Source organism: Dyella sp. LX-66, from assembly GCF_018599165.1.
Taxonomy (GTDB): domain Bacteria; phylum Pseudomonadota; class Gammaproteobacteria; order Xanthomonadales; family Rhodanobacteraceae; genus Dyella_D; species Dyella_D marensis.
Map to the genome: position 1 here is coordinate 630,708 of NZ_JAHFVJ010000002.1, position 11,744 is coordinate 642,451.

Consider the following 11,744-nt stretch of genomic DNA (forward strand, 5'->3'; position numbering starts at 1 on the left):
GCGGACCATGGATCGGATGCCGCAGCGCGACGGGCGATGGCGGGCGTGCAACTGGTTGCTGCTGGGCGACCTGCTGCTGTTCGTTGCAGGTGGCGCGCTGGTGCTTTCTCCGTGGTGGCTGGCGCATATCGTCCGTTCGCCGCTGGTGTTGCTGCTGCTCGCGCTGCCGGTGCTGTCCTGGGTGGTTTATGGCGTGGCGGTCTTGCGGGCCTGCGTGGTTGCCTTGCCGGCGCCGGCCGCGCAAGGCGTTCTGCTTGAGGAAGACAAAGCGCCGGCACTATTCGCCGAGCTGAAACGGCTGCAAGCCGCGTGCGATGCGCCGGCGTTCGACGAGATCTATATCGACGGGCGCTTGAATGCCGCGATCTACCAGACCGGCCGGTCCAGGCATGTGCTGATCGTCGGCCTGCCTCTGCTGGCGTTGTTGTCGCCGGCTCAGTGCGCGGCGGTCCTCGTCCATGAGTACGCGCATATCTCGCGCAGCCACGGGCGGCTGGCGCGCTGGGTTTATCGGGCGCGCCTGCGCTGGCAGGCGCTGGAAAGCCTGCATGAGCGCAATCACCGGCTGGTGACCGCACCGCTGCGGCTGTTCCTGGCGTGGTATGTGCCGCGGATGCTGCGCGAGACGCTGGCGTTTTCGCGGCGCTGCGAGCAGGTGGCGGATGCGCTTGCGGTGGCGGTCTGTGGTTCGCTTACGGCGTGCGAGGCCGAGGTGGCCTTGGCATTGCGCGAGAAGGCCTTGGCGGGCAGGTTCTGGCCGGATCTCTTTAGTCGGGCAGGGAAAGACGATATCGAAGCGGTGCGGCCGTTCGAGCGCCTTCTGTCGAGTGATGCAGATGCCAGGCCGCGCGATAGCGCCGAAGCGACGGTGTGGGTGCACGAGCTGCTGTGTCACAAGACGTCGCCGGACGATACGCATCCGGCGTTTGCCGAACGCGTCGCCTCCACGGGGGTGGATCCGTTGCGCGGCCTGCCGGCATTGCCTTGGCATCATCCGGACCGCTCGGCTGCAGACGCATGGCTTGGCGATGCGGCAACCGGGATAGCCGAGTGGCTCGATCACCGTTGGCAACAGAACGCGCAGTCCGATTGGGCGGCGGCTACGACGCGCCATCTCGACAAGGCCGCGTTCTATCGCGATCTGCTTCAGCGCGAACAAAGCCAGGTATTCGACGCTTCCGACTGGAGCCGCCTGGCCTGGCTCGCCCGCGCGTTCGAGGAAGACCCATCCATCCAGGACGATTTCGTGCGCCGCGGATTGGAGGTCGATCCCGAGCATCCGCGCCTGCTGGCGATGCAGGGTGATCGGCTGGCGGAGCGGGGCGATCTTGTTGGGGCCATCGCGATATGGACGTCGATGGCCGACGGTCCATGGCGCTCGCGCCATCAGGTGCACCGCCGGCTTTCCGAACTCTGCCTGCGTGCGGGCGACGATGTTCGCGCGGAACAGGAACGCATCACAGCCGATACCTTATGGCAGGACGCGGATGACGGCCCGTCGGAAGCCCCGCAGCCGCATGGCCTGGATGCCGCCGAAATCGGCTTGCTGTGCCGCCAGCTGGCGCCGGTCTTGGTCCACGCCCGCGCGCTCTGGCTATGCCGGCAAGCAACGGCGGAGGACGACGAGCAAACACCCTGGATATTGTTTGTGCAGGCGTTCGATTCGCCGCTGCTGCGCGCCGTGGGTTCGCTCACCGGCGAGAAGGACATGCAGCGCTCCGCCTGCGAACGCCTGCTGCTGAAGCTGGTGCCGCGGCTACATCTGCCGGTGGAGGTCAGAATGCTCGGCCCCCGCGATGCGCCGGGCGCTTATTGCAACCCGGCCAGCCGGATCGCCCTGGCTGCCACCGCTACCTAATTCGCGGACGGCAGTGCATCGAGCCTCGCCTGATAATCCATGATCAGGCCAGGGTCCGCGTCGTGGCGATGCTTCTCGATAAAGGTGGCCAGGGCGCTGCGATATTCCGCGATAAACGCCTTGTTCCCAGGGCTCACGGCAAATTGCGCGGCGGCTTTTTCGACGGGTTCTCGATCTTCGGCGAGCTGATATCTTTTCCCGTAGCTCGACTGCTCGCGCATGACGACAAAGTTGCGCGGAAACCCCGGGATATACCTCACCACGAATATCTCGCCCTGCGGCGGGATCATGATCGCGTTGGTAATGGGGTAGATGGTGGCGGACATGGTGTCGAACTTCACCACCACGTCCTGACCATCCGCCGTTTTCAGCACGCCATCGAACTCCCAGACATTCTGGTCGTTGAGGGTGGAACTGGTTTCCTCGGCATGGGTGATCACCGCCGTTCCTTCGACGCCGAACGCCTGCAGGAACAGCGCATTGAAGATATGCGCGACGAAAACATTGATCACGCCATAGATGAAGAACGCCAGGATCAGCCCATACCAGCCCGGCTTGCCCGTCCACCTGGCCAGCCAGTGGGACAGCACGATGCCGACGAGCATCAGCACGGGCCAGGACCAGAACGGATGCTCGGTAAGGAAATAGAGGATGGCTGAGAGTGCGGTCATGATCGGTCCGGTCCTTCGGAGGGCGATGGGTGATCGTCAGATAGCATCTTAGTGTGACGGCGGTAGGCGCCGTGAGGGGCTGGCCCCAAAGGACAAGCCGGCGAGCCCCTGGGCCCGTGCACACGGTGCGATAGTTGAGAAATTCTGATGAGCTGCCGGAAGAATGAGGCACTTACTTGCTTTTCGTAAAGCGGAGCGTGGGTGATGTTTTATGGGTGATGACGCGATGAGCCATGGACACCGGGAGGCATCGGCGGCGGCTGCCGCGGCCATTTCGGCGCGCCTGGACCGGCTTCCCGCCACGCGGGCCGTGTGGAAATTGATCCTGCTGCTGAGTCTCGGGTTCTTCTTCGAACTCTACGATCTGCTTTTTACGGGCTATGTCGCGCCGGGGCTGGTGAAGAGCGGCATCCTGACGCCGACGACCCCGGGCCTGTTCGGCACAGCAGGTGTCGCGAGTTTCATGGCTGCACTGTTCAGCGGCCTGTTTGTCGGAACCATCGCCTGCGGTTTTCTGGCCGACCGCTTCGGCCGCAGGGCCATCTTTACCTGGTCCCTGCTGTGGTACGTGGCCGCGAACACCTTGATGGCTTTCCAGCACACCGCTGTCGGCGTCAATGTCTGGCGCTTCGTATCGGGTATGGGGATCGGCGTCGAGCTGATCACCATCGGCACGTATATGTCGGAACTCGCGCCGAAGCATCTTCGCGGCAGGGCCTTCGCCGTCTGCCAGACGGTGGGTTTCTCCGCGGTGCCGGTCGTGGCCTATCTTTCTTATCTGCTCGTGCCCATCGCGCCATGGGGATTCGATGGCTGGCGATGGGTGGTGCTGCTGGGCGGCGTGAGCGCGCTGTTTGTCTGGTACTTCCGGCGGAACCTGCCTGAAAGTCCGCGCTGGCTGGTCAGCAAAGGGCGGGTGGCGGAAGCCGGCGAGATTCTCTCTGGCCTTGAAGCGAAGGTGGCGCTTCAGTACGGATGGCCTTTACCCGAGCCGGGCCCGGTTGAACCGGTGACGCGGAGGGCGGGATTCCTGGATATGTGGAAGCCGCCGTACCGCAAGCGCACGGCGATGCTTATCGTCTTCCATATTTTCCAGACGGTGGGTTTCTTCGGATTCGCGAACTGGGTGCCTACCTTGCTCGTGAAGCAGGGCATCACGGTGACGCAAAGTTTGCTGTACACCACCGTCATCGGCCTGGCGGCCCCGATAGGGCCGCTGCTCGGTTATTGGATCGCCGATCGCTTGGAACGCAAGCACGTGATTATCGGCATGGCCGCACTGAATATCCTGAGCGGCCTGCTTTTCAGCCAGGCGACGTCGCCGGGGGAGATCGTGGCCCTGGGCGTGCTGCTGACCTTGGGAAACAACATTATCTCGTTCACTTACCACGCATATCAGCAGGAGCTTTACCCCACCGCGATCCGTGCACGCGCGGTCGGCTTCGTCTATTCGTGGAGCCGCCTGTCGGCGGTGTTCAGTTCGTTTGTCATCGCGTTCATGCTTAAGGAATTCGGCGTGACTGGCGTGTTCGTTTTTATCTCCGGGGCCATGGCGCTTGTGATCCTGGCCATCGGCTCGATGGGGCCGCGTACGCTGGGCAAGTCGCTGGAGAGTATTTCGCATTGAGTTTCTCTCTGCGTTCGCCGGTAATCTTTTGACCGGGACCTAGCCCTTACTGGACTGGCAGCATGCTGGATATCTACTACGCGGATGCTTCGATCACGGTCATGCCGGAAGACCCGGGTGAGTTGGAGTTTGCGGGTTCCATCGATGTTGAGGCACATCGTTCGGTGGCGCTGCTTATCGACAGGAGCGGGCAGGCGGATATTCGCTTCCGGTATTTCGAAGATTCGCTGCTGACCGCGGCGCAGGTGGTGAGTTTGCTGGAGATCGTCGTGGCGAATGCCGACGAACGGGAAGGCGATGGGCAGGCATCCGCTGCGCTTGCAACGATGCGCGGCATCCTTGAAAGAGCGGTGAGCGAAGGCTTGGGGCTTGTGGCTTTCGGCGATTGAAGCGGATGGATGCGTCAGTGATGCATGAGCGCCCCGACACCGTCATTCCGGCGCAGGCCGGAATCCAGTAGCGGGGCGCATCCTAACTTCGTCATTCCGGCGCAGGCCGGAATCCAGTAGCGGGGCGCATCCTAACTTCGTCATTCCAGCGTAGGCCGGAATCCAGTAACGATAACGTTCGATTGTCGCGAGGACATTCAAAAGCGACATCTTGGAGCGACACGCTCCATACAGCGCCCCGCTACTGGATTCCGGCCTGCGCCGGAATGACGGCGGTGGGACGCCGCTATTCACATCACCGGCGTGTCTTCTTCGAGCGCATTAAGCACCCGCTCAACACCGCAAATCCCAAGCCCTCACCGCACACACGACGAACTCCACCTCACCCCCGGCTGCGAACCACCGCGCGGATCAAAGCTGATCGTCTCCGCCTTCCCCCCACGAGTGACCTGCATCACCACCGCTTTGTCGAGGCTCTCAGCCACAGGATTGATATCGACACCCTCCTGTAGCACATCACCATCGCGCAGCCCCGCGCGCTCCGCCGACGACCCTTTGACCAACCCACCGATACTCGCCCCCGCCGTCAACCGCACCGGCGACGCAAAGCCGAGATCGAAAATACGCACATCTTCCTTCGTGGCATGCATGCACGGCCCGAACGCGCCGTCCGCGGGGACGATGAGCTTCCCGCCCATCATGTCGTTCCAGTCCTGCACCGCCCAGGAGCCAACCCGCTTGGAAAGCACCGCCAGCCAGGTGTTGTGATCTTCCGGCGCACCGGCATTCATCCGCGCACTCATCTCATTGGACAGATCGAGCACGCTGACACCGGCGCCGTGCGCCTTGAGCTTCGCGTCCAGGTCGGCCAGATACAGGGTGCCGCGGTTGTACGGAAGCATCCACGCATTGCGGCCCGACCACACGGTGGCGGGGAAAGCGCTATTGGGCAGCGAGCGTTTCGCGTTGGTGTAATAGCCGGCGCTCTGGCCGCTGACCAGCGCCAGATATTCGGCCGGCGTGTACAGCCCGGCCGCGTCGGGTACGGTCAGCGCGATGTAGTTGGCCAGGCCTTCGGTGTACCAGTCGCCTTCGATGTCGTCTTTTTCCAGATTGCGCGCGAGGCTGTGCACCATTTCGTGCGCCACCGTGTAATGCAGTTCCGTGGTGTCGGGGCTCTGGCCCGGCGGCACGTAGAGCATGAAGGAGTGCTCGGCGGCGCGGCCGCTGGGGTTCGCCACGCCGCCGAAGGAGCGGATCATGTAGCGATACGCGCGGTTGCCTTCGAGCTTGAACGCTTTGAGTTCCGCGGCGTAAGCCTTGGCCGCCCAGCCACCCGCCGTCTGCACCTGCTCCTGCGTCACGCCCAGGCCGTAGATCTGAAGCCCCGCATCCTTCGCCTGGCCCTGCGGCCGGAAGGTTTTGACGGGCCCCGCCAGAAACAGCGTCTCCAGGAGCTTGTCGGCGGTGAAGGTGCCCGTGTAATCGCCTTCGCCGTAGGAGCTCACCCCCATGGCGCCCGGCGCGAGCTTCCAGTGCACGCGGGTTTTGAAGCTGGCGCCGGCGGTATCGGGCAAGGCCAGCACGCCGACGTAGCCGCCGGAGATGCCGCCGCCCGCCGCCTGCAGATCGACCTGCGGGCCGCGCTTCTTCGGCTGGCTGGGCGCGACATGCATGCGGTAGGACACATGCACCACACCCGCCGCGGCGCGCGTGGTCGTCCAGGTCTGAAAGCTTCGCGGTCCGTCCTTGCGCACCACCGCGGGGCCGGTGGGAAGCGCGCCATGGTCGTCGGCGAGGACAAGGTCCGCGACCTGGTCCGTGCTGCGTTCGAGCCCGGGTTCCAGCGTGTCCAGTTGCAGCGTCACTGGCGCGGCGGCGGGCGTGGCCGGCGTGTAGGCATAGCTGACGGCGATACCGTCGGCGCTGCCGCCGGTGGCCTGCGTGGTCGACAGCGTGATGTCGAGCGATGCGGGCGGCTTGGCGGCAGGCGTCGCGGCGAACGAGCTGGCGATCGAAGACGCTGCCAGGCCCAGGAAAACCACGGGGTAAAAAAGCGGGACGTTTTGAACGGAGCGCATGCCGGTACTGCCGAGGGAAAAACCGAAGGCTACAGCTGCTACCGGCCCGGCTCCAGTTCCGCCGCCACCGTCCGCAGCAGGCGCGCCGCACGGGCGCGGTCGCTTTCGCCTTCGGTGGGGGCGATGGGCAGATCCGGCGCGATGCCCGCCACCTCGTCGCTGCCATCCGCACGCAGGCGCATGCAGTTCGGCACACGGAAGCGCAGGCGCGAATGCGTAAGCACCAAGGGCGGAATATCGCCCATAAAACCGCAGCCATCGCCGCCGGTACGCGCGCCGATGGTTTTCGCCGCGCCGTTGTCCTTCATCGTGGCCGTAAACATTTCGGCCGAGGAATAGGTCTTGCCGTCGGTGAGTACATAAGCGGGGCCAGGCCAGGCGCCGTAGAGGTCCTGCACGATGGTCGACCAGGCCAAGGCCTGCTCGGTTTTCTCGTCGCCATAGGCATGCGCCGGCAGGCCGGGCAGCGGGCCGTCGGCGTAACCCGCGTCGATGACGCGGCGGCAGGCGACATCGCGCCATGCACGGCGCTGCTGCCACACCCAGGAGAGATCGCACGGCGCCGTGCCGAGGCTGGCCTTGCGCGCCTTGAACGAGGCCAGCGCTTTTTCCAGATCCGCCTTGGCCCTGGCGCCGGGCTTGGCCTCCAGTGCTTCGGTCAGGCCGTCGATCTCTTCGTCGAGATAACCCATGCCCTCGGGCGCATCCACCAGCAGCAGGCGCGACGAAGCGATCGGCCGCGTGCCGAACAGCCGCGGAATCCAATCGCCGCTGTCGTCGCCGCCGCCGTTGTTGCCGACGTCGACGATCACCGCCTGCGCGCCCGCGCTGCGCAGTGCTTTCAGTTGCTCGGCCAGTTCCTTCAGCCATAGATAGCGCGCCGCTTCGCCGATGGCGGCGCGGGTGATCGGCGTCGCCGCCTGGCGTGCCTGCGCCCATGCGCGCAGACAGGCTTGCGGGAAGCCGCGCGCGCGGAACACCTGCAGGCGGACCAGGCCGATGCGCCGGCCGTCGACGTCGGCCATGCCGATGCGGAACACGCTGCTCTGCCCGTCGCCCAGCAAGCGCACGCCGGGCAGGCTTTCGAACGGCTGGCTGAAGGCGACGCTGGCGGTCGAGGCGTTGCCCATGGCGGCGCAGCCTGACGTGGGATCGTCCGGATCGAGCGTCGCCTTTTCCGGTTCCGGCGCCTTGGCTTGCGCTGGCAACTGGGTGGCCAGCTCGGAGAGATGGCCGTCGTGGAAGCCCGCGACGAAGATGCGCAAGGCATCGCGCGCCTCGGCGTCGCTATGGGCCGCGTCGAGGGCGAGCTCGGTGCGGTGGGCGAGGGAGGGCACGTCGATGCCGCTCTCGTACGACCCCATCCAGGCCAGGTTGACGTAGCGCGCCTGCAGCGCCGTCTTCAGCTGCGCGAAGTCGGCGCGCCAGGCGCCGGCGTCGTAAGGCGCGGGCGTGCTCGCCAGGGCGGTAGCCATCAGCGCTGCGCTCAGTAAGGGGATCATCGTTGCCACCCTGCGTTCGGTTCCGCCGCGGAGCTTAGGCCGCGGGTGCCGCCGCCGTCTTGGATCGCCGCGACGATTGGGATGCTACGAACAACGCCGCAACGCAGTCGGTGCGCAGCCATAGGCCGCCTTGAACGCCCGGGACAGATGCGACTGGTCGCAGAAGCCGCAGGCCAGCGCGACCTCGCCGAGCGGCGCCTCGGTCTCGCTGACCAGACGCAGCGCCTGCTCCAGCCGCAGCCGGCGCTGGTACTCGCCCGGCCCCAGGCCCAGCTCGCGGCGAAAGGCGCGGGCCAGGCGTGCGGGGTGGATGCCGCAGAGCGCGGCCAGTCGTGCGATCGATAACGGCTGATCCAGATGGGCGGCGATGCATTCGCGCGCCCTGGCGACGCTGGCGGTGTCCTGCGTGCTGCGGTGCCCGGCATGGCGGCCGAACAGGGCGACGAGTTCCCAGGAGAGGCCTTCCAGTGCGGCTGGCGAATGCGCGTCGGCGAGGCGGAGTTCCTGGGCCATGCGCTGGCCCAGGCGTACCAGTTCCGGCGCGGTGGCGACGGGGGCTTCGGCCAGCGGCAGGCGCTCCGTCAGGTATTCCAGCATGGCTGCCGCGGGCGCAAGGCTCAGCTTCACCGCACCGCCCGGAGCGAACAACTGCGCATGCGGTTCGCCCGGCGGATAGAACAGCAACGCGCCCGCGCCGTGCCAGGCGGAGCGGCCGCGGATGGTTTCCTCGTAGCGGCCGTTCAATACCAGGGTAAGGCTGGGTGTGGCGTGGCTGTGGACGGCCATGGGGGTGGAGCTGTAGCGCGAGATTCTGGCGTGGGCGGTGGCGGCAGAAGGGTGCATGGCTTGTCTCGCTGCAAGCCGGGTTGGGCTCGCCCACGGAGATCCTACTGAGACGCGAGCGCTGCATCCACCGGCATCACGCTGAGCGTATCCCCGCGCGCATCCAGCAGCAGCGTCACGGGATCGGGCAGCAGCGTGGGTGCGGAGGCCTGGTCGCCGAGCAGGCTGCCGATGTCGTGGTGCAGCGTGACCAGGCACAGGCGCGGATCGTCCTCGCTCTCTTCGGGCGGCTGGCGCGGCGCGCTCATCACGTGATGGCAGGCCAGTTCGAAGGTGAGCAGATCGCGCAAGGCATCCACCGGCCAATGAATCGCTGGCGGGTGGGCGAGCAGCCAGTGCGCGAAGCGATGGGCTTCGAGCAGGTATTGCAGGGTGCTTTCCGGCTCGTCGGCGAAATAGGCGTCGAGCACGCCGCCAAGAACCTCGCCCAAGCGGCGGCAGGTGCGCGGCAAGACGGAATGAATGGGGATGATGCGATTGATGCGATAGAGCGTGCAGTTCATGCGCATGCCGGAGCTGCGCGCCATGACCCATAGGCGCCGCCGTTCGCGCTGCGTCAAGGCGTAGTCGTGCAACGCCCGCTGCGGTTGCGCGGCGACCTCGGCGCTGTGCAGCGGCGAGGCGATCAGATCGCCAAGTGCACGCTGGAACTCGGCAAGGGACATGGCACGGTGCTCGCGGAGGGTTGCAGCGCCTGGCGCGCAAGTGCGATCTGCGCGAGTACGCCGTGGTCGCCCATCAGGGGGAAATACGATTCGAGGAATTCGAACGTCACGCCGCGCAGATTCGGGCAGCGTGGCGCTACCAGGGCCAGCAGCTCGAATACTTCCGGCGGGCATGGTCCGGAGTGCGAATCCAGGTAGATGCCGTGCATGGTCGAGCCGCCGGCGATATGGATCTCCTGCACCGCGTTCAGATTCAGCGAGTCGATAAAGTCGACGGGCGAGCGGCCCAGGTTCTTCGCGTTCACGTGCAGATTGTGCAGGTCCAGCAGCACGCCGCAGCCGGTGCGCGCGACCAGTGCATTGAGGAAGGCCGGCTCGCTCATTTCCGAAAACGGCACGGGCGTATATTCCACGCCGTTCTCGAACAGCATGGGCTGCCCAAGCACATCCTGCGCTTGCTGGATGCGCGTGCAGAGCAGGTCGAGCAATTCCTCGTCCCACGGCAAGGGCAGGGCGAGACCCGCATGGTGATCGCTGCCGGCCGCCTGCGCGATGCGCACCGCGGCCAGGTGCTCGCTGATCCAGGCGAAGCCGTAGCGCGCCTGCCAGTCCTTGAGCTGGTGGACGTAGTCCAGATCGAACAACGACGCGCTGGCAATGGACAGCCCGACGCCGTGCGCCACCACGGGTTTCTTCGCCGCGATGCGATCGAGCAGATCGATCTCGTTGGGCAGCGGCACGAAGCGCTCGCTGGCGCCGCGGCCGTGGTCGTTCCAGAAGCGCTCGGGAATCACCGAATAGAAATCGACGGCGTCGGAGCAGTGCTCGACGAAATGCGCGAGAGACGGGTTGAACAACACCCCGACGCCGATCGAGTGACGCTTGAACATGTGGCGGTAACCGTCGGATCAGGCGGCTGCGGTCCGCGCGCCGATCTGCGCGTTGGCGCGTTCGACGACGTGGGCGGCTTCGGACGCGACCAGGATCACCGGGTCATCCGAGATGTGGTACGGGACACCCGAGGTGCAGGCCGGGCACCCGGTCAGGCCGCGGATGATTTCCTGGCGCAGCTTTTCGTACTTGGACGCCTCGGCAAACGAGGCGCCCTTCGGCAGGTACAGCTTGAGCACCGGCTGGCCATTGGTGTGTTCGAGCCGGAACTCGGCAGCGCGTTGGTTGGACATGACGTTCTCCAGATTCATCGGTAGTGGCTCCGCGAGGGCGGAGCGGCGGCTACTGTGCGCCTGGCGAAAGCGGGGCCGCATCCATCAGTGGTGCTATGCGGCCTTCGTGCGTGCGTCGTAGGGGAAGGCTGACAGGTGCTGCCGGTATTGGATGATCGCGCATAAGTGATGCATGGCTGGTTTGATGCATGGGGCAGGTGGAACGCCTTGTACGCGTGGGGCAGACGCGGGCCGATGGCCGGCTTCCTGCCCGGAAGCTGCGGAGCTCCCTTGTAGGCGATCACTTACGAAAATTCACGGCCTTCCTTTACATGCCGACTGTCCATCGGATCACGCTTGAGTTGGGTTGTTCGTCACTACATTTCGAGGGCGGAGTTTGTCCGCGTCTGAGTGACACGCCTACATGAAAAGCACGCTAGCGAAACTCGCCATGATCGCCTTGCCGCTGTTCGGCACTGTCGGCACGGCGCACGCTCTATCGCAGAATACCGTTTCGAATAAGTTCTTTGATGAGAATGGTGTACTGGTCGGCCAGCAGATTCTTCTGTGCAATGCACTGGCCTACCATGCTGGAAACATCCATACGGCTTACACCATCACCGAGTCGGTGGCGTGCAGCAAGAATCCGCCGCTGGATTACATCGTGCCCGGCACGATCATTACCGCGTATACGCTGCCGGGCGCTCTGTCGATCAGCAGCGCTTGCGGGCAGGCGGAGTGCGCGCCGGCAGGTGCACCGGAGCCTCTGCGCATTACGGACAAGGGGTGGACCTGGCAGAACTTCTGGCAGTGAAGTTTGGTACGCCCCCGCTTTCGTAGACGGTTAGCTGCTGGATTTTGAGTTAGCCGCCTCGAACATCATTGGCGCAAGGCCACCCAGATGTCCATGTCGGCGTTGTCGGTTGTAGAAAACCTCGATGTAAT

General features: G+C 65.1%; 11 protein-coding genes. 4 read left to right on the forward strand and 7 right to left on the reverse strand.

Annotated features, from left to right (window positions below):
• Window positions 1-7 precede the first annotated feature (7 nt).
• Window positions 8-1,858, forward strand: coding sequence for a M48 family metallopeptidase (locus KK141_RS06580; protein ID WP_214570148.1), 1,851 nt, complete (start codon window positions 8-10; stop codon window positions 1,856-1,858).
• On the opposite strand, the gene KK141_RS06585 is transcribed toward KK141_RS06580, so the two are convergent.
• A complete protein-coding gene (locus KK141_RS06585; protein ID WP_214570147.1) occupies window positions 1,855-2,529 on the reverse strand; it encodes a hypothetical protein in 675 nt (224 codons plus the stop codon). The genes KK141_RS06580 and KK141_RS06585 overlap by 4 nt on opposite strands.
• 211 nt (window positions 2,530-2,740) lie before the next feature.
• On the opposite strand from KK141_RS06585, the gene KK141_RS06590 reads away from it, so the two are divergent.
• Entirely contained in the window at window positions 2,741-4,156 is a 1,416-nt protein-coding gene (locus KK141_RS06590) for an MFS transporter (protein WP_250901577.1), read from the forward strand.
• Window positions 4,157-4,218: 62 nt separating this feature from the next.
• On the forward strand, window positions 4,219-4,545 hold the full coding sequence (locus KK141_RS06595; RefSeq protein ID WP_214570146.1) for a hypothetical protein: 327 nt from the start codon (window positions 4,219-4,221) through the stop codon (window positions 4,543-4,545).
• Window positions 4,546-4,901: 356 nt separating this feature from the next.
• On the opposite strand, the gene KK141_RS06600 is transcribed toward KK141_RS06595, so the two are convergent.
• The 6 genes from KK141_RS06600 to KK141_RS06625 form a co-directional block, all read right to left on the reverse strand.
• Window positions 4,902-6,626: a hypothetical protein gene (locus KK141_RS06600; RefSeq protein ID WP_214570145.1), complete on the reverse strand. Its 1,725-nt coding sequence runs from the start codon at window positions 6,624-6,626 to the stop codon at window positions 4,902-4,904.
• Between the two features lie 38 nt (window positions 6,627-6,664).
• Window positions 6,665-8,128, reverse strand: coding sequence for a S41 family peptidase (locus KK141_RS06605; RefSeq protein ID WP_214570144.1), 1,464 nt, complete (start codon window positions 8,126-8,128; stop codon window positions 6,665-6,667).
• 84 nt (window positions 8,129-8,212) lie between these two features.
• Window positions 8,213-8,971, reverse strand: a complete 759-nt coding sequence (locus tag KK141_RS06610) for an AraC family transcriptional regulator (RefSeq protein WP_214570143.1) — start codon at window positions 8,969-8,971, stop codon at window positions 8,213-8,215.
• 44 nt (window positions 8,972-9,015) lie between these two features.
• Window positions 9,016-9,636, reverse strand: coding sequence for a hypothetical protein (locus KK141_RS06615; protein ID WP_214570142.1), 621 nt, complete (start codon window positions 9,634-9,636; stop codon window positions 9,016-9,018).
• Window positions 9,597-10,526 carry a DUF692 family multinuclear iron-containing protein gene (locus tag KK141_RS06620; RefSeq protein WP_214570141.1) on the reverse strand — a complete coding sequence of 310 codons (930 nt, stop codon included), beginning with the start codon at window positions 10,524-10,526 and terminating at the stop codon, window positions 9,597-9,599. The genes KK141_RS06615 and KK141_RS06620 overlap by 40 nt, the downstream gene beginning before the upstream one ends.
• A gap of 18 nt (window positions 10,527-10,544) precedes the next feature.
• On the reverse strand, window positions 10,545-10,838 hold the full coding sequence (locus tag KK141_RS06625) for a hypothetical protein (protein ID WP_214570140.1): 294 nt from the start codon (window positions 10,836-10,838) through the stop codon (window positions 10,545-10,547).
• 385 nt (window positions 10,839-11,223) lie between these two features.
• Here KK141_RS06625 and KK141_RS06630 point away from each other — a divergent pair, with 385 nt between their 5' ends.
• The gene (locus tag KK141_RS06630; RefSeq protein ID WP_214570139.1) at window positions 11,224-11,613 is read left to right on the forward strand and encodes a hypothetical protein; all 390 of its coding nucleotides are present in this window, start codon (window positions 11,224-11,226) and stop codon (window positions 11,611-11,613) included.
• Window positions 11,614-11,744 lie beyond the last annotated feature (131 nt).